Here is a 19,245-nt window from a genome sequence, read left to right on the forward strand (position 1 = left end):
TAATTCTCCTTTCGATTACTAGTTACGAACAATGACCTATGTTATTATATCGTAATAGTTACGATTTGGAAACTATAAATTTATGACTGGACCGTGAATTTAGGTAGAGGATCACAGAAAGCCGACCAATCTTGCTGCATTTCTGCATCAGTAAGCAAGCAGTGATCAAGCGTAGAAATGACTTCTTCTTCATTCATTTCCAATCCAATAAAAACTAGCTCGTTCATGCGGTCACCAAATGTATCGTCCCATTTTTCGAGAAGCTCGGGCTCTTCTCTTAATGTCTGTTGCTTTTCAGCTTCTGAATATGCAGCTACCCATTCGCCTGCACCTTGGATCATAATCGATGTTCCAGCTTGTGAAAGCAGCCCTGCCATATCATTCCGTGAAGCTAACCAGAAAAAGCCTTTTGTTCGGACAATATCAACTGGCCAATTTTCAAGCCATGTCATTAACCGTTCTGGATGAAATGGACGCTTTCGTCTATAAACAAAAGAAGAAATGCCGAATTCTTCTGTTTCTGGAGTGTGGTGATCTGTATTTAGCTCCTTGATCCAACCTGCTCCTTGACTCGCTTTTTCAAAGTCGAATAGACCAGTATTTAGAATTTCTTTTAGGTCAATCACACTTTTAATTGTTTGGATAATCTTAGCTTCAGGGTTCAGCTTCTTTAAGACTAACTCCAGCTCTTTTGCGTCTTCTTCTGTCAGTAAGTCGACTTTGTTCAGCAGAATGACATTTGCAAACTCAATTTGGTCAATGAGTAAGTCAACAACTTCACGCGTATCATGTTCATCGTTACCTTCTTTACGATCTAACAAGCTTTCACCGGATGAGAAATCCTCCCAAAAACGATTTCCATCTACTACTGTGACCATCGTATCCAGAGAACATTTTTTTGTTAAATCAATGCCAAGCTCTTCATCGATATACGTAAACGTTTGGGCAACTGGAATGGGTTCACTAATTCCTGAAGATTCGATGACGATGTAATCGATATTTCCTTTATCAACGAGACGTTCAACTTCTTTCATTAAATCGTCTCGTAGCGTACAGCAAATGCATCCGTTTTGCATTTCAACTAATGTTTCTTCAGTACGAGAAAAGCCACCTTGTTTTACTAAGTCGGCGTCAATATTTACTTCGCTCATATCATTGACGATGACGGCTACTTTAAGCCCGTCTCTATTTTTTAAAATATAATTCAATAAAGTTGTTTTACCTGAACCTAGGTAACCACTTAATACTGTAACAGGTACTTGTTTCATTTTGTTCTTCCTTTCTTTAAATAAGAATAGTTACGATTTATGCTGTTACATCATATAAGAATTTTTAGTATAATACAAGGGGAACGATTAAAAAAATTTTTACATAGGAAAGGAAGTAGGAAACATGAGTCTATTAAATGAGATTTTAACTTACAATGAGAAGTTTGTGGAAAATAATGAATATCGCAAATATGAGACAAGCAAGCTGCCGGATAAAAAGATGGTTATTTTATCTTGTATGGACACAAGATTAGTGGAATTACTTCCTCAATCAATGAACTTACGTAACGGTGATGTGAAAATTGTGAAAAATGCAGGGGCACTTGTATCTCATCCTTTTGGAAGTGTCATGAGAAGCATTTTAGTAGCTGTATATGCACTTCAAGCAGATGAAGTATATGTAATTGGCCACCATGATTGTGGTGCAGGAAAATTAGAGCCGATTTCATTTTTAGAAGCTGTAAAAGAGCAAGGGATTTCAGAAGAAGTAATCGATACAATTGAAAAGTCAGGAATTGATTTAAAAAGCTGGTTAAAAGGATTCGATTCGGTTGAAGAAACGGTGCAACACACGACGTCTACAATTCGTAACCATCCTTTATTTGCAAAGCATATTCCTGTACATGGTCTTGTTATTGATCCAGGCACAGGAAAGTTAGACGTTATTGTAGATGGATACGAGTATGTTAAAGAAAAGCAAAATAGCTAATCTTTTTTTGCAGTTTCTTTTTCGGGCACGGGATCCATACCTCCTGGGTAAAAAGGATGACACTTGGAAATTCGCTTTATCGTTAACCACCCGCCTTTAAAAGCTCCAAATCGCTTAATCGCTTCAACCCCATAATGAGAACATGTTGGATAGAAGCGACACGTAGGAGGTGTGAGTGGCGAAATAACTTTTTGATATACTTTTATAATACTCAGCATGATTTTAGCAAGCACTGATATCACATCTTTCTAAACAGATTCTTTTCTATAAATATATCGAAAAAAAAGCACAGGATGCAAATACCAGGTATATAGTATATTAAATTGATGAAAAAAATCGGAATTAAGTGTATGATAAAAAGTAAGAATAAAAAAGGAGTGATAGCATGCCATCAGTAGAAAGTTTTGAATTAGATCATAACGCTGTAAAAGCCCCTTATGTAAGACATTGTGGTGTACACAAGGTAGGTAGTGACGGCGTTGTTAATAAATTTGATATTCGTTTTTGCCAGCCCAACAAGCAAGCGATGAAGCCTGATGTTATTCATACATTAGAGCATTTATTAGCTTTTAACATCCGTACTCACGTAGAGAAATATGATCATTTTGATATTATTGATATTTCTCCTATGGGCTGTCAGACAGGATATTATCTTGTTGTCAGCGGAGAACCAAAAGTAGAAGAAATTATTGATCTTTTAGAAGACACACTAAAAGATGCAATTACAATCACAGAAATTCCAGCTGCAAACGAAAAGCAGTGCGGTCAAGCAAAGCTTCATGATTTAGAAGGAGCAAAGCGCTTAATGCAATTCTGGTTGAATCAAGATAAAGAAGATTTAGCAAAGGTATTCGGTTAAACTAAAAAAACTCTAGCTTTGAAAGCTAGAGTTTTTTTAGTTTAAGCATAATGCCGACCTACGTATTTTAAAAAGTTTAGTGTTAGACCATTTTTATAAACTATTCACAATGAGCTGCGCAGCTTGTCTAGCACCAGAAATATTTCTAGGGATCGGTCCCACTTCTAGTTCAGCTAAGGCCCCTGTAACATATAGATTAGGTCCCCATTGTAGTGAGTGAGAAACAATAGGACAGCCATACTCACTGCAATGTAACTTATGCTCATGAATCAAGGGTGTCAGCCACTGCTTTTCAGGTAATGTTTGAACAAAGCCAGTTGCTAAGAAGACACGTATCCAATCGTAAATCAAATGTATCCACCTTTTTAAATCGTAATCATTTCGTTTTTTTTGTGAAAATGATAATAAAAAAAGGTTTATCGTCAATAGCGGAAGAGTACGAAAAACTTCTAAAAAAATGTTTTAATCAAGGAAAAAGGGGTACTACTATACTAGAGATAATTGAAGTAGAAATCATTAAGGAGTGGGTATTATGTCTAAAGAGTTAACAACAATCGTAAATAAGCAAGTAGCAAATTTTAGCGTGATGTATATCAAGTTACATAATTATCATTGGTATGTAAAAGGCGAACAGTTCTTTACGTTGCATGAAAAATTCGAAGAGCTTTATATAGAAACGGCAACAGTAATTGATGACTTAGCAGAACGTTTATTAGCTCTAGGTGGTAGCCCAGTTGCTACAATGAAAGAAATTTTAGAAATGAGTTCAATTGAAGAAGCACATGGAAATGAAACAGCAAAAGACATGGTATCTGAATTAGTAAAAGACTTCACAACGCTAACAACAGAGTTAAAACAAGGTATGGATGTAGCTGGCGAAGTGGATGATGAGACAACAGGTGACATGCTTCTTGCTATTCATCAAAGTCTGGAAAAGCATATGTGGATGTTAAACTCTTTCTTAGGAAAATAAAAACTTGCGAGCTTCTCGCAAGTTTTTTTATTCCATAAAAGTGTACAAACGATAGCATGTATGAAGAACACTTCTCACTATTTTGCATATGATAGTATGTACCACTATGTAAATAGTTGAGAGGATGAAAAATGAATATGTACAAACTATCCTTGTTATCTTTATCTAGTTTAGGTTCATTTATCTTTTTCTTAGTAGGGGAATGGAATTATTTATTGATGGCTTTAGTAGCACTGGTAGCAGTTGATTATGTCACTGGAACAGTTGCAGCGTTTATTGATAAGAGTTTATCTAGTGAGGTAGGCTTTCGGGGCATTGCCAAAAAGGTTTTTATTTTTGCTCTTGTTATGATGGCTAACTTCATGGACCAAATATTTTGGCCGGACAATCATTTTATCAGAGATATAACGATATTATTCTATATTTTAAATGAGATGATTTCTATTACGGAGAACGCTGGTCGAGTAGGTCTTCCTGTGCCCGCCGTTATTAAGCAGGCAATTGAGAAATTAAAAAATCAAATTAAATGATCAGTATAAAAGGAAACCATTATACAAATAAGAAAGGTAAGTCAGTATAAAGGAGCTGAATATCTTTCAATGAAAAAAACGTATTATGTATCCCTCGGTTCGGGTGAGATTTCTCAAGTGAGTACGGCATCGGAATGGAATTTTAAAATAAGTGCGACCGATTTGGAAGTAGAGCAACTGCGAGAGCGTTTAGATCAACGTTATTCAGATGATTGGCAAGGTTTCCTTCGAGCGCATATTCCTTATCTAGAATATCATCATGATCGTCAAAATGATGCTTATGATGATATGAATACTCAGCTATATCAAATGTTGTATGAGCTAGGAGATGAGAATGCAAAGGCTCATATTCGCACAATGGGAATTCTACCTTCATAAAAATAATAAAAATGTAAAAGTAGTGCTACTATTAATGATTATTAAGGGCTTTTATCGAGAATATTGGTAGAAAATCCGTTATTTCTATTCGAAAAGCTAAGAGATAGTACTTAAATGTGTGATAAAATAAGGAAAAAATCAAATGGAGTTTGAGTAGACGATGTACACATTTAAGGACGCATACCACAATCAGGTTTTTTTATCGTTTGAGCGCAGTCCGTTTTCAAAAACTCCTCGTCACGTTTGGGTTGTTTGTCGATACGAAGGACAATGGTTGCTAACTAATCATTCTAAGCGGGGGTTGGAGTTTCCGGGAGGTAAATTGGAGCTAGAGGAAACACCGGAGGAAGCGGCAGTTCGAGAAGTATTTGAAGAAACAGGTGGAGAAGTAGAAAATCTCTCGTATATTGGTCAATATAAAGTAGTTAGTAAAGGAAAAACAATTATAAAAAACATTTATTTTGCGAATGTCTCAAAGTTAGTCCCAAAAGATGACTATATGGAAACAAAAGGACCGGTTGTTATTCGAGAAATTCCAGAACAAGGAATTCAAAAAAATGCGAAATACAGTTTTATTATGAAAGATAATGTTTTACAGTACGTGATGAAGCATGTAAAGCGCACATTTTTGTAAGAAACAAAGAAGCCCTGTTATCATAGCAGGGCTTTTTAGTATTAATATTAATGACGCGTTAGTCGTTTTTCTAGATAGGAAATTGCTTGGTACATCCCAGTTGCAAATACAGCAATGAGCAACAAGCTTAAAATAACAAGGGTAAAGTTAAATACTTGGAAGCCATAGATAATCATATATCCAAGCCCTTTAGACGAAACCAAAAATTCTCCCACAATTACGCCAACCCATGATAAGCCAACATTCACCTTAAAGGTTGAAATAATCGCTGGCATTGTAGAAGGCAAAATTGCTTGTTTAAAACAATCATGCTTAGTAGCACCAAAGCTTTGCAGTAATTTCACATAGTTTGGATCGACTTCTTTAAAAGCTGTATAGACAACAATAGCAGTGATGATGACAGAAATGATTGCGCCCATTGTTAAAATGGAAAAGAAACCAGGTCCAATGGCTACAATCAAAATCGGGCCTAGAGCTACCTTTGGCATAGCATTTAAGATAACTAAATAGGGATCCAAAACCTTTGCTAAACGATTTGAATACCATAGCAAAGTTGCTAAAATGATACCACACAGCGTTCCAATAATAAATCCAAGTACTGTTTCAAACAACGTAAAGCCAATGTGTTCTAATAATGAACCATCCCCTGTTTTTTCAATAAACAAATTCCACACTCGGAGTGGAGAGCTGAAAATAAGAGGGTCAATCCACTTGAGCGAAGATGCCAGTTGCCATATCCCAAAAAAAGATAAGAAGATAAATAATTGAACCAAACGAATGATTCGCTTTTCGCTATTTACTGCGGATTTGTATTGCTGATGTAAAACATCAGGATTGTGAGGCTGATTCAAGGTGATCCAACTCCTTCCAAATCTCCATGAACAGGTCGTTGTATACAGAGTGTTGTCTAGCTTCAAAAGGAGACAGAGTCTGAAGGATAGGTGGTACGGTGAAAATTCGAGCAATTCTTCCTGGGTTGGCTGAAAATAAAACGATTCGATTGCTCATGGCAATTGCTTCTCCAATATCATGCGTAACGAGTACCGCCGTTTTTTCATAAGTCATTAAGGTTTTTGATACAAGCTCTTCTAACTTTAATTTCGTTTGAAAGTCTAGAGCTGAAAATGGTTCATCTAAAAGTAAAATACTAGGATTCGTAGCGAGTGTTCTAACGAGCGCCACACGTTGGCGCATACCTCCAGATAATTGATGTGGAAAAAAATCTGAAACGCTTTTCAATCCCATTCCTTCTAAGAGCATTAATGCTCGCTGCTCATGTTCCTTTGTAAGGTTACGCTGGATTGTTAGTCCAAGAAGGATGTTGTCTTTTATCGTCTTCCAGGGAAATAAGTAGTCTTGTTGAAGCATATAACCAACTTCTGCTGTAGGCTCTTGAACAAGTTTATTCTTAATGTTTACTTCACCTGAAGTTGGTTTAATTAACCCAGCCAAAATCGAAAGAAGCGTCGTCTTTCCACATCCGCTAGGTCCTAGAAAAGAAATAAATTCTCCTTCTTTAATTGAAAGGTTGATATTTTCTAAAGCTGTGGTGGCTGATTTCATTGTGACATATACGTGGTGGACGTTTGTGATTTGTAAGCCTGACATGGTTACTGCTCCATGACGTCAGTTGCAATTTTTGTGTTGACTAATGTTTTGTGATCAATACGCTTAGGTAGTTCACCAGCTTCATCCATAATGCGTTGAAGGTTTTCCCACTCTTCTTTATCTAACACTGGGTTAGTAGCAAATGAATCTTGGGTTTTATATCTCTCAACAACGGTTTCAATTGTATCGATTGATGTGTCGTCAAAATAAGGAGCGATTGCTTCAGCAACTTCTTTTGCACTGTGCGTATCAACCCACTGCTGTGCATTATAGATAGCTCTTGTAAATTTCTCAGCAGTTTCAGGATTTTCTTTTAAAAAGCTGTTTTTTGACATGAATGTTGTATATGGAACCTTTCCTGACTCTTCACCAAAAGAAGCAACAATGTAACCTTTTCCTTCTTTTTCAAAAATACTGGCCGTTGGCTCAAATAGTTGGACATAGTCGCCAGTTCCAGATGCAAAAGCACTTGAAACGTTAGCAAAATCAATATTTTGAATAAGTGTTAGATCGTTTTTAGGGTCAATATTATGTTCTTTTAAGACGTACTCTCCAACCATTTGTGGCATGCCACCCTTACGCTGTCCTAAGAATGTTTTTCCTTTTAACTGGTCCCATGAGAAGTTATCAACTTTTTCACGTGCTACTAGAAATGTGCCATCCGTTTGCGTTAGTTGCGCAAAGTTAATAATGGGATCATCAGAACCTTGTGCAGCGACATAGATTGAAGTTTCTGAACCAACTAATGCAACATCTATGCCATCGGATAAAAGGGAAGTCATCGTTTTGTCTCCGCCCCAAGTAGTTTTTAATTCTACGTTTAGTCCTTCTTTCTCAAAAAAACCTTTTGATATAGCTACATATTGGGGAGCATAAAAGATGGATCTTGTTACTTCTCCTACGCGAACAGTTTCAATTGAGCTTTGTTTACCACAGCTCATTAAAGTGAAGGTTAAAATACAAATAGTGATGATGGACAGCAGCCATTTTATTTTTCGCATGGTATTTCCTCCTAACGTTAAAATAAGATTGTAAATCAATTATGATGAAACATAGTAATAGGCCAATATGTGGAGTAGGATTGATAGCGTGACTTTTTCTACAATAATATATGATAATGGATAAAATAGTGTGAACGCCTGGTTAAAAACGATTGAATGATAAGGAGGGTTTTTTATGAAGGACGGAACTATTATTAGTCAATATCCTTTTCCATCTCCCAATCCACGCATTTCGTTGTCAATTGTGACGTATATGTGTCAAGGTTTAAAAATTAAGGGGATGTTAGCGGAACCAAAAGAAGAAGGTACATATGATGGATTTTTATATTTAAGAGGTGGCATAAAAAATGTAGGTACTGTGAGACCAGGGAGGCTAATTCAATTCGCATCTCAAGGATTCATTGTAATGGCTCCATTTTATCGAGGGAATCAAGGTGGAGAAGGAAACGAAGATTTTGGGGGAGATGATCGTTACGATGCTTTTGCAGCTTATGACTTACTTGTCAATTACCCTCGAGTTCATCAAGACCGAATCCATGTATTTGGTTTTTCGCGAGGAGGCGTAATGGCTTTGTTTACTGCCATTGAAAAAAGTTCAGCACGTTCGCTTGTTTTATGGGGAGGGGTAACGGATATGATTCTTACCTATGAAGAGCGAACAGATTTAAGGCGTATGATGAAAAGGGTCATTGGTGGGACACCTTCGAAATATCCAGACAGGTATGAATGGCGTTCACCGCTAACTCAGGCATATAAGCTAAGTATACCGACATTGTTAATACATGGAAAAGAAGATGCAAACGTGTCAATTGAGCATGCATATCAATTAGAGAAAATGCTGAGTGAACATGGGAAGCCCGTGGAAAGCTGGTACTTTGATGGATTTCCTCATGCGTTTCCTCCGAAGCAAAACCGAGAGACAGTGAAAAATTTAACTGAATGGATGAAAACAAAATAAAAGATATGCCAGCATAGAAAAAGCATTGTACAATAGAGGAAAAGAAAGGGAGGTAAGAAGGATGGGAATGCCACTAGAATTAAATACGATGATTGTTACAAAAGGAAATGAGAAGCGAGTAGTAGATAATGTATTTCAAATTGAAAAAAAAGGCTACCGCTTATACCCTCTTGAGGTTCCGCTTAGTATTCATAAAACGAAGAATGGTGAACGCGTTGGGACAGGTATTATTAAAAAGCTTGAGTTAGAGCAAAATAAAACCGTTGTCACATACGAGTTAATAAAGCTACACTCCACAAACTAAAAAAAGCCGGAATTAAATTCCGGCTTTTCATTATTTTGAAATAATCGGTCCGCCCATTTGTGAAATTTCTGGAGCTACATTTGCAAAGCGCTCAAAGTTCTTTGTGAACTTTTGTGCTAATTGATGAGCTTTTTCTTCATATAAATTTGCATTCTTCCATGCTTTTACTGGTTGAAGTACTTCATCAGGGACACCAGGAACATGTGCAGGAATCTCAAGTCCAAAGATAGGATCTTGAACTGTATCTACGCTAATGAGTTCTCCTTCTAACGCTGCTTGAACCATTGCGCGTGTGTAAACTAGCTTCATTCGCTCTCCAACACCATACTCTCCACCAGTCCATCCCGTATTCACAAGATAAACATTTACGTTATGCTCATCAATTTTTTTACCTAGCATTTTAGCATAGGCTGTAGGTGGAAGAGGTAAGAATGGTTCACCAAAACAAGTAGAGAACGTCGCCTGTGGCGCAGTAATTCCGCGCTCTGTTCCCGCAAGTTTACTTGTATACCCACTTAAGAAATGATACATTGCTTGTTCTTTTGTTAGTTTGCTAATTGGAGGTAAAACTCCAAATGCGTCTGCGGTTAAGAAAACAATTGCCGTAGGATGTCCTGCAACGCTCGGTAAGATTGTGTTATCAATTGCTTGAATTGGATAAGCAGCACGAGTGTTTTCTGTTAAGCTATTATCATTATAGTCTGCAATTCTAGTATTCGAGTTAATCACAACATTTTCTAAAACTGTTCCAAATCGAATGGCATTAAAAATTTGAGGCTCTTTTTCTTTTGATAGTTGAATGCATTTTGCATAACAACCGCCTTCAATGTTAAATACGCCTGTACTAGACCAACCGTGCTCATCGTCACCAATTAGTCTTCTGGTAGCGTCAGCTGATAATGTTGTTTTTCCGGTGCCAGATAGTCCAAAGAATAGTGCAACATCACCTTCTTTGCCAACATTAGCTGAGCAGTGCATAGGAAGTATATTGTTTTGAGGAAGTAGGAAATTCATTACTGAGAAAATAGATTTTTTCATTTCACCTGCATATTCCGTTCCACCAATTAAAACAACTCTTCGTTCAAATGAAATAATAATAAATGTCTCTGAATTTGTCCCATCAATGTCTGGAACAGCTTTAAAAGTAGGAGCTGATACAATTGAGAATGATTCAGCATCACTTTTTAGCTTCGTGTCTTCTGGACGAATAAATAGTTGGTGAGCAAACAAATTATGCCATGCGTATTCATTTACGACTTGGATTGGAAGCTGATATTTATCATCGGCGCCCGCATAGCCGTTAAACACAAATAGCTCATTTTGTTCTTTTAAATGTTCTAATACTTTTTTATAAAGCGCGTCAAATCGTTCAGATGAAAACGGTTGATTCACATCTCCCCATTCAACAGTATGAGATGTTAAGGAATCGCTTACAATGAATTTATCGTGTGGGGAACGCCCCGTATATTTTCCTGTTTCAACTTGAATAGCACCTGTAGAAGTCAATACGCCTTCTTGTCGCTCTAAAATCTTTTCGACTAATTGAGAAACAGATAGTTGGTGATTCACTTTTTCAGATTCCAGGAGATTGGCTAATTCAATAGACATATTAACAGTACTCATGTGCACTACCTTCCTTTTTTTAAAATGATGTTTAAATGTACAATTAGTATAACACATTACTTTAAATAGTCTATACTATTCGAATGAAAATGTTAAAATGTTGCGAATTTTTTTGTTTTAGAGAGCATAAAACGTTTTTGTGAGATGATCTTACTAGTGAAAGGTTTCTGTAAATAATAGGGGAGGAAAATACAACCTTTAAGTGATTTTCATAGGAATGTTATTGACATAACAGAGCATTTTCCTGTATGATATGTCCTTGAACGGATACTCTCTTATCCCGAGCTGGTGGAGGGACAGGCCCTATGAAACCCAGCAACCATCACCCATTTCCATAGAGGTGATAAGGTGCTAACCTGATGCAAGGGAATAAACCTTGATCGATAAGAGTGAAAGGCTTATGCAGAACTTGATACCTTTCCTCGATACAAGGAAAGGTTTTTTATATTGAAAAAATGTAAATGAACCACAATAAGGGAATGAGTACCGTATCACAATGTATCATATTTAAAGGAGGAAAACCGATGTCAACACAACGTCGTCTGTTTACGTCAGAATCTGTTACAGAGGGACATCCAGATAAAATTTGTGACCAAATTTCTGACTCAATTCTTGATGCTATTTTAGCTGAAGATCCAAATGCTCGTGTTGCTTGTGAAACAAGCGTAACAACTGGTTTAGTATTAGTAAGTGGTGAAATCACAACATCTACTTATGTAGATATTCAAAAAACAGTACGTGATACAATCAAAGAAATTGGTTATACGCGTGCAAAATATGGTTTTGATGCGGATACTTGTGGAGTAATCACAGCAATCGGTGAGCAATCTCCAGATATCGCTGCTGGTGTAGACCAAGCGTTAGAAGCTCGTGAAGGTTCAATGTCTGATGAAGAAATTGAAGCAATCGGAGCTGGTGACCAAGGTTTAATGTTTGGCTACGCTTGTAATGAAACAAAAGAATTAATGCCGTTACCAATTTCTTTAGCTCATAAGTTAGCGCGTCGCTTAACAGAAGTGCGTAAAGAAGAAATTTTACCTTACCTTCGTCCAGATGGTAAAACGCAAGTAACGGTTGAATATGATGAAAACAATCAACCAGTTCGTGTTGATACAATCGTTATCTCAACTCAGCATCATCCAGAAGTAACGTTAGAGCAAATTCAACGTAACTTAAAAGAATATGTAATCAATCCAGTTGTTCCACAAGAATTAATCGATGAGAACACGAAGTACTTCATTAACCCAACAGGACGTTTTGTAATTGGTGGTCCTCAAGGTGATGCAGGATTAACAGGTCGTAAAATTATCGTTGATACTTATGGTGGATATGCTCGTCACGGTGGTGGCGCATTCTCTGGTAAAGATGCAACAAAAGTTGACCGCTCAGCAGCATATGCAGCACGCTACGTTGCGAAAAATATTGTAGCTGCAGGATTAGCTGATCGTTGTGAAGTTCAGCTTGCATATGCCATTGGTGTAGCTCAGCCAGTTTCAATCTCTATTGATACATTTGGAACAGGTAAAGTAACTGAAGAAGTATTAGTTGAAGTAGTACGTAACAACTTTGATCTTCGTCCAGCTGGTATCATTAAAATGCTTGATTTAAGACGCCCAATTTATAAGCAAACAGCAGCATACGGTCACTTTGGTCGTACTGATGTTGAGCTTCCTTGGGAGTTCACTGATAAAGCAGAAGCTTTAAAAACTGAAGCTTTAGCTAAATAATGAAAAGTCGCTGTCTCAAAAGAGACAGCGACTTTTTTTTATTGAACAAATTCTAACCCATTGTTTGATTTAGTAGTGACTGCTTCATAGCGAAGCAGTAATTGGTCAAAAATAGAATCCCAAGATTGCGTAAGAGCATAGCGACGAGCAGCGTCTCCAAACCTTAGTCGAAGCTGGGAGGACTCTAACAAAGTACAAATGGATTCAATAAATTCTTCAAGTGAATTCGGGGTGCAGAGGTAGCCATTCTTCTCATTGCTAACAATATGTTTTACTCCCCCTGCATTAGCAGCAATAACAGGCGTACCGCAGGATAATGCTTCTAATACAACGTTACCAAAGGTCTCCGTTTCAGAAGGAAATATGAATAGGTCGGAAGCTGCATATAGTTTAGCTAAATGCTCATGTTCTAAGAAGTCGATGAATGTAATGGATTCACCCGCTTCTTGCTGCAGCGCTTCCTTGCTAGGCCCACCTCCAACAATAAGCCACTGTACTTGATGACGTAAATGGTCAGGAAGTAAGCGAGATAGCTTTAATAAAAATGCTACGTTTTTTTCAGGAGATAAACGTCCAACATATGTTAAGATATAAGGCTTTTTTATATTGTATTTTATGCGGATATCAAATTTATCGTAGTAGGGATGAAATAAATGATGATCGACTCCTCTAGACCAGATAGATATAGATTTAAAGCCTTGATTTAAGAGCTGCTTTTTTGTTTCAAGAGAGGGAACAAAAATCTCTTCAAACGGTTCGTAAAACCATTTCATATATCTCCACAGAAGAGGAGATAAGTGTCCTAACTTGTAGCTTGGAAGATAGTGTTCAAAGTCAGTATGATGAGAACCAACTAAAGGAATACTAAGCTTTTTAGCTACATGAATGCCACTAAGTCCCATTGAAAAAGGAGTAGCAACGTGCATGATTGTAGGATTGAACTCCTTTATTTTTTTCTTCATCTTTATAACATTCGGTAAGGCAAACCGACATTGTGGATAAAGAAAGAATGGTATACTTAATGAATGATTAATGGATAATGGACTAAATGTGCGGGACGATGATTCAGGTGCAAAAACCTCATAGTCAATTCGTTGACGAGATAAATAATAAGTAAAGCGCTCTAATGTTTTTGCGACTCCGTTGATCTCAGGAGAAAACGTATCTGATATCAATGCAATCCTCATCCTACCACCTCCATTTTGATTTAGTAGAACAACTGTAGACCGATAATTCCAGAGAATATACCTAACAATATGCCTGCAAATACGTCAGTAGGGTAATGGAGCCCTAAATAAATCCGCGAAACTCCTACTAAAAAAGCAAGTGGAAATAAAAATAAAATTGAAACAGGTACCGCAATCATGATAGGTGCTAGAAACGAAAAAATGGCTGTTGTATGTCCAGATGGAAATGAATGATCTTGTAAAGGATTATCCAATACTTTTGTTTCTTTTAATTGAAGGTAAGGACGTTTTCTTGGATAAATTTTTTTGGTAATCGCCACAGGGATATGGCTGATTGCTAGAGATAAAGCGCATGCGTAAGCAAGCGGTAAAGATGCACGATCAATACATAGCATGAGGAGTAGCGCTAGGCCAATCATTGAAGTTGCACCACCGATATGTGTAATCGTACGAAAAAAAGTGTTGAGAGGCTTGAAGTCGAAATGTTTATTCACAATTTGAAATAAGTGGCACTCCCAATCATAAACTTGACGAATTAGTTTTGTTCGCATATAGCAACCTCCTTTAAGCCCATTATGTTCATAGCTAAAGTAATCGGTGACGATGAAACGTTAAAAAATTATATGTTTTTGTTTCTCAACGAATGTATAGTCGCTATGTTATATTGTAAGAAATATTTGTAGAGCTAGTGCTAATATTGTGTAAAGAATGTGTGGATTTATTTAGTGCATACTAAGTAAGGCCGCTACACAAAAAAACAAGCAGTGGCATTGACCACTGCTTGTTGCATTAGCTGTTAATCGGGTTAATTGATTTATAATATTGTCCTTTTTCAACATACTGCGTGCGAATTCGGTTCATATCTTTTACATCTTCATCTGTTAATTCACGGACAACTTTAGCAGGGCGACCTAGTGCAAGTGTATGAGGTGGGATTTTTTTACCGGGTGGGACCAAGCTACCGGCTCCGATAAATGCACCTTCTCCAATTTCTGCTCCATCTAAAATAATTGAGCCCATTCCAACCAGCGCATTTTTGCGAATAAGTGCGCTATGTAAAATAACTTGATGGCCGATTGTTACATCATCTTCAATGATAAGCGGCAAATTAGGGCTTTGATGAAGTGTAGATTGTTCTTGAATATTGACACGCTTTCCAATAATAGTCGGTGAAACATCTCCGCGAATAACAGTATTAAACCAAATGCTACTTTCATCGCCAATCGTGACATCACCTGTAATCGTTACGTAATCAGCGATATAGCATGTGGGTGAAATAGCTGGTGTTTTTCCTTTATAAGGATAAATCATGCGTTCATCTCCTTTATTAGTTGAAAAAAGAGTAATAATCTTCTAATGTAAGTGTACATAGTTTTTTTAAACAGGTAAATAGCAAATGAAAGGGAGTAACTCAAATGCGTAAGTGGGAAACAGAAAATCCAAAAGGTGTGGTAGTCATTGTTCACGGCGCAGCTGAGCATCAAGGACGGTACCGCTGGCTAGTTGAAATGTGGCGTTCAGTCGGCATGAATGTTGTGATGGGGGATCTTCCTGGACAAGGTCTAACAACAAGAAGAAGAGGACATATCTTATCATTTGACGAATATGTACATGAAATTGAAAACTGGGTAAAAGAAGCACAAACTTATGATTTGCCTATTTTTTTATTAGGTCATAGCATGGGTGGGCTTGCCGTTATTCGAACGCTCCAGTTGAAGAACTTACCAATATGGGGAGCGATTTTATCATCGCCATGTCTAGGACTTAAAGAACAAGTTCCGGCTTATTTAGACGTTTTATCTAAAGGGTTAAATAAAGTAATGCCAACGAAACTGTTTGACTTAGGCTTAACTGTAGAGAAAGCAACGAGAAATCCAGAAGTAAGAGACGAAGACCAAAATGATTCATTGTATGTGACAAAAGTTTCCGTTAGGTGGTATCGCGAGCTTGTAGAAGCGATCAATATGGCATTTCGTGATATTGAAAAGATGCCTGATGTTCCACTTCTTGTTATGCAAGCGGGAGAGGATAAAATTATTGAAAAATTAATTGTAAAGCAATGGTTTGACGAAGTAGATCTAAGCGAAAAAATCTATAAAGAGTGGCCTCAGCTTTACCATGAAATTTTTAATGAACCTGAACGAGACTATGTTTTCACATATGCAAATAGCTTTGTGAACCTTCATATTTGACGAAGCTTGAAACAACGGAGGTGGGGAACCTGTGAAGATACCGTCTCATCCCTTTTCTTTAATGGGGAAAATTTATCGAGGCATCATGCCAACTGTACATGAAGAGCTGAAACAGTGGCGTTTGAAAGCAGAAAAAATACCAAATATGGAACTGCGAACGCAAGCTTTAGATAGCATTGATACCAAAACCTTTCACTGTGAAGGAGGAGGTATACTGGCCATTTTGGCAAAAGAACAAATGAAAACCTGTATTCGCTTTATCGTTGCGTATCAGACCATTAGTGACTATTTAGACAACTTGTGTGATCGCAGCAATTCGCTCGATCCAAAAGATTTTGCAGCGCTCCATGAATCTATGCCAGACGCGTTAACACCTGGTGCACCATTAAAAGACTATTACCGCTATAGAGATGATAAAGATGACGGTGGATATCTTAATGAGCTGGTTCTGACATGTCAACAGACGCTGGAAAAAGCACCTAAGTACGCTATTGTAGCGCCGTACTTGATTGAATTGGCTAATTATTATTGTGACTTACAGATACATAAACATGTAAAGATAGAAGAACGTGTACCTAGGCTTGAGAAGTGGTTTTCAGAGCATAAGGAGTCATTGCCATCGATGTCATGGTATGAATTTTCAGCATGTTCGGGTTCGACGCTCGGTATCTTTTGTTTAGCTGCGTATAGCTTTACAAAAGACTTTACAGTGCAACATGCAGAGCAAGTACGCAATGGTTACTTTCCTTATATTCAAGGGTTGCATATCTTGTTAGATTATTTAATCGATCAAGAGGAAGACGTTGAAGGAGGAGATCTAAACTTCTGCTTCTATTATCCTCATCATCAAGATATGATGAATCGATTTCTACATTTTGTCACAAAGTCTGGCGAGCATGCTCAACATTTACCAGATGCTCATTTTCACCGTTTTATTTACCAAGGTTTACTTGGTGTTTATTTATCAGATCAAAAAGTTCGGAGCCAAAAGGAAGTAGCTCGAAGCGCTAAAAAACTTATAAAAGCAGGTGGGTCTTTGAGTTATTTCTTCTATGTCAACGGGCGATTATATCGAATGTTAAAAAGATAAGCTTTTGCCAAATGGCAAAAGCTTATCTTTTTTCAATGGCCACAATAAATGGCGGATTATTTTGTTGGTTTATAAACTGGTAGCGTAAAACATGAACGATTTGTTGGTCAAGATTCGATACATAATGAAGCACATCATCACGTTCTATCTGTCCTTGTTCATGTCCGTGATAAATAACAAGTACGATAATCCCCTCGGGTGCTAATAGTTCAATCAGCTGCTCAATCGCTTGAATGGTGGACGTTGAGAGAGTAACAATTTTTTTATTTCCACCCGGTAAGTATCCAAGATTGAAGATTGCACCTGTTAGGTTACCATGTAAATGAGTTGGAATATGGTTTTTTAAACGACTATGGCTATCTTTTATAAGAGTAACTTGTTGTTCAATCCCTTGTTTAGCCAATCGTTCAGACGTATTTTGAATTGCTTCATCTTGGATATCAAATCCGTATACATGTCCACTTGCGCCCACTAATTTTGCTAAGAATGACGTGTCGTGACCGTTTCCAACGGTCGCATCAATGACCGTATCACCTTCGTTAACAGCACTTGTTAACAGCGTGCGAGCAAAAGGAAGAATGCGTTCAATTTTCATAATGCTGAAACACCCTTTGCAAAGAATTTTCCTTGGTAGCTACCTCGACGTTTGAGCTCTTGGTCAATTGTGTTTAATACATTCCATTTATCCACGCTCCACATCGGTCCAATCATCAAGTCAATTGGGCCATCTCCTGTAATGCGATGAACAATCATCTCTGGTGGTAAAATTTCAAGCTGGTTGCACACAAGGCTGATGTAATCATCAAATGATAAAAATTTGAGTAGGCCTTTCTCATACTGCTTCACCATTGGAGTGCCTTTTAATAAATGAAGTAAGTGAATCTTAATGCCTTGTACATCCATTTCTGCTACTTCCCTTGCAGTTTCCATCATCATATCTTGAGTTTCAAGAGGAAGGCCATTAATAATATGAGCACAAACGCGAATCCCATGCTTTCGAAGCTTTGCAACACCCTCTAAGTAACATGCATGGTCGTGTGCACGATTAATTAACGCAGAAGTACTCTCATGAATCGTTTGTAGCCCTAGCTCTACCCATAAATACGTACGTTCGTTGAGTTCTGCTAAATACTCAACTACGTCATCTGGTAAGCAATCTGGGCGGGTAGCAATGGATAATCCGACAACGCCTGGTAATGCTAAAACTTCTTCATATTTTTGGCGTAATTCTTCGACTGGTGCATGTGTATTTGTGAATGCTTGGAAGTAAGCAATATATTTTCCGTCTTTCCACTTATGGTGCATTTTTTCTTTTATCTTGTTAAATTGTGTAGTCAAGCTTTCAGTGCGATTTCCAGCAAAATCTCCAGATCCCGCAGCGCTACAAAAGGTACATCCACCGTATGCAACGGTTCCGTCTCGATTAGGACAGTCAAATCCGCCGTCTAACGCCACTTTAAATACTTTATGACCAAAGTGTTGTCTTAAATGGTAGTTCCATGTGTGATAACGTTTATCCTCCGCTTTATATGGAAATGGGTTTTCTTGACTCAAGTCAATACCCTCCTTTATCTATGTACAGTACGTGTCTTAAATACAACATCAAATTGTATCAGAAAAAAAGAAAAGTTCCAAAGGCAATGTGAAATTCTATATTTTACAAATGATTTTTTCTAGAGATATGTCGTAAATTTGTCCAAAGATGAGCAAAATACATCTGAAACTAAAGAGTGTGGAGGGAGATAATCATGGCAACACGTCAATCAGTAGATAAGCTTCTTCAGCAATGTGAAGATGCGCTTCGATATGCGCAAAGTCAATTATCTGAAGGCATGAAACAAGAACATTATAATGATACAGAATATACAAAAGCACAGCTTGGCCTTGAAAATGCATATAAAGAACTTGAAGAGCTTGCTCATAGCGCAAATGATCAACAGCGTGAACAGCTTTATCGCATGCGCCTTCAAATTCAGCAAACGCAAAATCAAATGATCCTAACTGAACATTAAGGGGGAAATAGCGATGGCTACTCGTTCAAATCAGAATAATCCAGAGCAAAAGACAAAAGATGGAATCAATAATAACGATATTGAAGTAGGTAAAGATTTCGATCCAGTAAAAGAGTTAAAGGCTCGTAACAGCAAGCGTGCACAGCCCGATAAATCAAAAACAAAATAAGGTAAAAGAGGCTGGGACATAAG

Annotated in this window: 25 protein-coding genes and 1 riboswitch; of the genes, 13 read left to right on the forward strand and 12 right to left on the reverse strand. The window is 37.5% G+C overall.

Features of this window, described 5'->3' with window-relative positions:
- Nucleotides 1–80: 80 nt before the first annotated feature.
- Nucleotides 81–1,268, reverse strand: coding sequence for a GTP-binding protein (locus BFL01S_RS03655; protein ID WP_076513435.1), 1,188 nt, complete (start codon nt 1,266–1,268; stop codon nt 81–83).
- Between the two features lie 124 nt (nt 1,269–1,392).
- On the opposite strand from BFL01S_RS03655, the gene BFL01S_RS03660 reads away from it, so the two are divergent.
- A complete protein-coding gene (locus BFL01S_RS03660; RefSeq protein WP_025911908.1) occupies nt 1,393–1,977 on the forward strand; it encodes a beta-class carbonic anhydrase in 585 nt (194 codons plus the stop codon).
- Here BFL01S_RS03660 and yidD read toward each other — a convergent pair.
- Nucleotides 1,974–2,195 (reverse strand): membrane protein insertion efficiency factor YidD, encoded by a 222-nt coding sequence (gene yidD, locus BFL01S_RS03665; RefSeq protein WP_035321473.1) that lies wholly within the window; start codon nt 2,193–2,195, stop codon nt 1,974–1,976. The two genes, BFL01S_RS03660 and yidD, sit on opposite strands and share 4 nt — an antisense overlap.
- Before the next feature lie 167 nt (nt 2,196–2,362).
- Here yidD and BFL01S_RS03670 point away from each other — a divergent pair, with 167 nt between their 5' ends.
- On the forward strand, nt 2,363–2,836 hold the full coding sequence (locus BFL01S_RS03670; RefSeq protein WP_025911910.1) for an S-ribosylhomocysteine lyase: 474 nt from the start codon (nt 2,363–2,365) through the stop codon (nt 2,834–2,836).
- A gap of 93 nt (nt 2,837–2,929) precedes the next feature.
- Here BFL01S_RS03670 and BFL01S_RS03675 read toward each other — a convergent pair whose 3' ends face one another.
- Nucleotides 2,930–3,187, reverse strand: a complete 258-nt coding sequence (locus BFL01S_RS03675; protein ID WP_025911911.1) for a hypothetical protein — start codon at nt 3,185–3,187, stop codon at nt 2,930–2,932.
- Nucleotides 3,188–3,368: 181 nt separating this feature from the next.
- Here BFL01S_RS03675 and BFL01S_RS03680 point away from each other — a divergent pair, with 181 nt between their 5' ends.
- The 4 genes from BFL01S_RS03680 to ytkD all read left to right on the forward strand — a co-directional run bounded on the left by BFL01S_RS03680 (nt 3,369) and on the right by ytkD (nt 5,351).
- Entirely contained in the window at nt 3,369–3,809 is a 441-nt protein-coding gene (locus BFL01S_RS03680; protein ID WP_061784916.1) for a Dps family protein, read from the forward strand.
- 131 nt (nt 3,810–3,940) lie between these two features.
- The gene (locus BFL01S_RS03685) at nt 3,941–4,339 is read left to right on the forward strand and encodes a phage holin family protein (RefSeq protein WP_061784917.1); all 399 of its coding nucleotides are present in this window, start codon (nt 3,941–3,943) and stop codon (nt 4,337–4,339) included.
- Nucleotides 4,340–4,408: 69 nt separating this feature from the next.
- The gene (locus BFL01S_RS03690) at nt 4,409–4,717 is read left to right on the forward strand and encodes a hypothetical protein (RefSeq protein ID WP_061784918.1); all 309 of its coding nucleotides are present in this window, start codon (nt 4,409–4,411) and stop codon (nt 4,715–4,717) included.
- A 160-nt stretch (nt 4,718–4,877) separates the two neighbouring features.
- Nucleotides 4,878–5,351 (forward strand): RNA deprotection pyrophosphohydrolase, encoded by a 474-nt coding sequence (gene ytkD, locus BFL01S_RS03695; protein ID WP_061784919.1) that lies wholly within the window; start codon nt 4,878–4,880, stop codon nt 5,349–5,351.
- 47 nt (nt 5,352–5,398) lie between these two features.
- Here the strand turns inward: ytkD and BFL01S_RS03700 are convergent, their stop codons facing one another.
- The 3 genes from BFL01S_RS03700 to BFL01S_RS03710 are packed head-to-tail and all read right to left on the reverse strand — an operon-like array spanning nt 5,399 to nt 7,960.
- The gene (locus tag BFL01S_RS03700) at nt 5,399–6,202 is read right to left on the reverse strand and encodes an ABC transporter permease (protein WP_025911920.1); all 804 of its coding nucleotides are present in this window, start codon (nt 6,200–6,202) and stop codon (nt 5,399–5,401) included.
- Nucleotides 6,180–6,959, reverse strand: coding sequence for an ABC transporter ATP-binding protein (locus BFL01S_RS03705; protein ID WP_025911921.1), 780 nt, complete (start codon nt 6,957–6,959; stop codon nt 6,180–6,182). Before BFL01S_RS03705 ends, BFL01S_RS03700 begins: the two co-directional genes overlap by 23 nt.
- A gap of 2 nt (nt 6,960–6,961) precedes the next feature.
- Complete coding sequence (locus BFL01S_RS03710; RefSeq protein ID WP_025911922.1) at nt 6,962–7,960, reverse strand: ABC transporter substrate-binding protein; 999 nt, start codon at nt 7,958–7,960, stop codon at nt 6,962–6,964.
- A gap of 175 nt (nt 7,961–8,135) precedes the next feature.
- Here BFL01S_RS03710 and BFL01S_RS03715 point away from each other — a divergent pair, with 175 nt between their 5' ends.
- Entirely contained in the window at nt 8,136–8,918 is a 783-nt protein-coding gene (locus tag BFL01S_RS03715; protein ID WP_025911923.1) for an alpha/beta hydrolase family protein, read from the forward strand.
- A 61-nt stretch (nt 8,919–8,979) separates the two neighbouring features.
- Nucleotides 8,980–9,222 carry a DUF2584 domain-containing protein gene (locus BFL01S_RS03720; RefSeq protein ID WP_025911924.1) on the forward strand — a complete coding sequence of 81 codons (243 nt, stop codon included), beginning with the start codon at nt 8,980–8,982 and terminating at the stop codon, nt 9,220–9,222.
- Between the two features lie 30 nt (nt 9,223–9,252).
- On the opposite strand, the gene pckA is transcribed toward BFL01S_RS03720, so the two are convergent.
- On the reverse strand, nt 9,253–10,845 hold the full coding sequence (gene pckA, locus BFL01S_RS03725) for a phosphoenolpyruvate carboxykinase (ATP) (RefSeq protein WP_025909522.1): 1,593 nt from the start codon (nt 10,843–10,845) through the stop codon (nt 9,253–9,255).
- Nucleotides 10,846–11,117: 272 nt separating this feature from the next.
- A riboswitch (SAM riboswitch) is annotated at nt 11,118–11,235 on the forward strand.
- A gap of 134 nt (nt 11,236–11,369) precedes the next feature.
- On the opposite strand from pckA, the gene metK reads away from it, so the two are divergent.
- Nucleotides 11,370–12,572, forward strand: a complete 1,203-nt coding sequence (gene metK, locus BFL01S_RS03730; RefSeq protein ID WP_025909521.1) for a methionine adenosyltransferase — start codon at nt 11,370–11,372, stop codon at nt 12,570–12,572.
- A 38-nt stretch (nt 12,573–12,610) separates the two neighbouring features.
- On the opposite strand, the gene BFL01S_RS03735 is transcribed toward metK, so the two are convergent.
- The 3 genes from BFL01S_RS03735 to BFL01S_RS03745 all read right to left on the reverse strand — a co-directional run bounded on the left by BFL01S_RS03735 (nt 12,611) and on the right by BFL01S_RS03745 (nt 15,070).
- Nucleotides 12,611–13,759 (reverse strand): glycosyltransferase family 4 protein, encoded by a 1,149-nt coding sequence (locus BFL01S_RS03735; RefSeq protein WP_061784920.1) that lies wholly within the window; start codon nt 13,757–13,759, stop codon nt 12,611–12,613.
- A 20-nt stretch (nt 13,760–13,779) separates the two neighbouring features.
- Nucleotides 13,780–14,310 (reverse strand): phosphatase PAP2 family protein, encoded by a 531-nt coding sequence (locus BFL01S_RS03740; RefSeq protein ID WP_061784921.1) that lies wholly within the window; start codon nt 14,308–14,310, stop codon nt 13,780–13,782.
- A 238-nt stretch (nt 14,311–14,548) separates the two neighbouring features.
- The gene (locus BFL01S_RS03745; protein ID WP_025909518.1) at nt 14,549–15,070 is read right to left on the reverse strand and encodes a gamma carbonic anhydrase; all 522 of its coding nucleotides are present in this window, start codon (nt 15,068–15,070) and stop codon (nt 14,549–14,551) included.
- Between the two features lie 104 nt (nt 15,071–15,174).
- On the opposite strand from BFL01S_RS03745, the gene BFL01S_RS03750 reads away from it, so the two are divergent.
- Entirely contained in the window at nt 15,175–15,951 is a 777-nt protein-coding gene (locus tag BFL01S_RS03750; protein ID WP_025909517.1) for an alpha/beta fold hydrolase, read from the forward strand.
- A 31-nt stretch (nt 15,952–15,982) separates the two neighbouring features.
- Nucleotides 15,983–17,041, forward strand: a complete 1,059-nt coding sequence (gene tbcS / locus BFL01S_RS03755; RefSeq protein ID WP_061784922.1) for a tetraprenyl-beta-curcumene synthase — start codon at nt 15,983–15,985, stop codon at nt 17,039–17,041.
- Nucleotides 17,042–17,063: 22 nt separating this feature from the next.
- Here the strand turns inward: tbcS and mnmM are convergent, their stop codons facing one another.
- Complete coding sequence (gene mnmM, locus BFL01S_RS03760) at nt 17,064–17,636, reverse strand: tRNA 5-(aminomethyl)-2-thiouridylate-methyltransferase MnmM (RefSeq protein ID WP_061784923.1); 573 nt, start codon at nt 17,634–17,636, stop codon at nt 17,064–17,066.
- On the reverse strand, nt 17,633–18,595 hold the full coding sequence (gene mnmL, locus BFL01S_RS03765; protein WP_025909514.1) for a tRNA modification radical SAM protein MnmL/YtqA: 963 nt from the start codon (nt 18,593–18,595) through the stop codon (nt 17,633–17,635). Before mnmL ends, mnmM begins: the two co-directional genes overlap by 4 nt.
- 194 nt (nt 18,596–18,789) lie before the next feature.
- Between mnmL and BFL01S_RS03770 the strand changes: the two genes are divergently transcribed.
- Nucleotides 18,790–19,053: a YtzC family protein gene (locus BFL01S_RS03770; RefSeq protein ID WP_025909513.1), complete on the forward strand. Its 264-nt coding sequence runs from the start codon at nt 18,790–18,792 to the stop codon at nt 19,051–19,053.
- A 13-nt stretch (nt 19,054–19,066) separates the two neighbouring features.
- Nucleotides 19,067–19,222 (forward strand): hypothetical protein, encoded by a 156-nt coding sequence (locus BFL01S_RS03775; protein ID WP_025909512.1) that lies wholly within the window; start codon nt 19,067–19,069, stop codon nt 19,220–19,222.
- The last annotated feature ends 23 nt before the right edge of the window (nt 19,223–19,245 follow it).

Source organism: Priestia flexa NBRC 15715 (assembly GCF_001591565.1).
GTDB classification, from domain to species: Bacteria; Bacillota; Bacilli; order Bacillales; family Bacillaceae_H; genus Priestia; species Priestia flexa.

Excerpts from the sequence above, each read along its gene's own strand:
- BFL01S_RS03655 (WP_076513435.1), bottom strand. The coding sequence starts at position 1,268 with ATGAAACAAGTACCTGTTACAGTATTAAGTGGTTACCTAGGTTCAGGT.
- BFL01S_RS03660 (WP_025911908.1), top strand. The coding sequence starts at position 1,393 with ATGAGTCTATTAAATGAGATTTTAACTTACAATGAGAAGTTTGTGGAA.
- yidD (WP_035321473.1), bottom strand. The coding sequence starts at position 2,195 with ATGCTGAGTATTATAAAAGTATATCAAAAAGTTATTTCGCCACTCACA.
- BFL01S_RS03670 (WP_025911910.1), top strand. The coding sequence starts at position 2,363 with ATGCCATCAGTAGAAAGTTTTGAATTAGATCATAACGCTGTAAAAGCC.
- BFL01S_RS03680 (WP_061784916.1), top strand. The coding sequence starts at position 3,369 with ATGTCTAAAGAGTTAACAACAATCGTAAATAAGCAAGTAGCAAATTTT.
- BFL01S_RS03685 (WP_061784917.1), top strand. The coding sequence starts at position 3,941 with ATGAATATGTACAAACTATCCTTGTTATCTTTATCTAGTTTAGGTTCA.
- BFL01S_RS03690 (WP_061784918.1), top strand. The coding sequence starts at position 4,409 with ATGAAAAAAACGTATTATGTATCCCTCGGTTCGGGTGAGATTTCTCAA.
- ytkD (WP_061784919.1), top strand. The coding sequence starts at position 4,878 with ATGTACACATTTAAGGACGCATACCACAATCAGGTTTTTTTATCGTTT.
- BFL01S_RS03705 (WP_025911921.1), bottom strand. The coding sequence starts at position 6,959 with ATGTCAGGCTTACAAATCACAAACGTCCACCACGTATATGTCACAATG.
- BFL01S_RS03710 (WP_025911922.1), bottom strand. The coding sequence starts at position 7,960 with ATGCGAAAAATAAAATGGCTGCTGTCCATCATCACTATTTGTATTTTA.
- BFL01S_RS03715 (WP_025911923.1), top strand. The coding sequence starts at position 8,136 with ATGAAGGACGGAACTATTATTAGTCAATATCCTTTTCCATCTCCCAAT.
- BFL01S_RS03720 (WP_025911924.1), top strand. The coding sequence starts at position 8,980 with ATGGGAATGCCACTAGAATTAAATACGATGATTGTTACAAAAGGAAAT.
- pckA (WP_025909522.1), bottom strand. The coding sequence starts at position 10,845 with ATGAGTACTGTTAATATGTCTATTGAATTAGCCAATCTCCTGGAATCT.
- metK (WP_025909521.1), top strand. The coding sequence starts at position 11,370 with ATGTCAACACAACGTCGTCTGTTTACGTCAGAATCTGTTACAGAGGGA.
- BFL01S_RS03735 (WP_061784920.1), bottom strand. The coding sequence starts at position 13,759 with ATGAGGATTGCATTGATATCAGATACGTTTTCTCCTGAGATCAACGGA.
- BFL01S_RS03740 (WP_061784921.1), bottom strand. The coding sequence starts at position 14,310 with ATGCGAACAAAACTAATTCGTCAAGTTTATGATTGGGAGTGCCACTTA.
- BFL01S_RS03745 (WP_025909518.1), bottom strand. The coding sequence starts at position 15,070 with ATGATTTATCCTTATAAAGGAAAAACACCAGCTATTTCACCCACATGC.
- BFL01S_RS03750 (WP_025909517.1), top strand. The coding sequence starts at position 15,175 with ATGCGTAAGTGGGAAACAGAAAATCCAAAAGGTGTGGTAGTCATTGTT.
- mnmM (WP_061784923.1), bottom strand. The coding sequence starts at position 17,636 with ATGAAAATTGAACGCATTCTTCCTTTTGCTCGCACGCTGTTAACAAGT.
- BFL01S_RS03770 (WP_025909513.1), top strand. The coding sequence starts at position 18,790 with ATGGCAACACGTCAATCAGTAGATAAGCTTCTTCAGCAATGTGAAGAT.
- BFL01S_RS03775 (WP_025909512.1), top strand. The coding sequence starts at position 19,067 with ATGGCTACTCGTTCAAATCAGAATAATCCAGAGCAAAAGACAAAAGAT.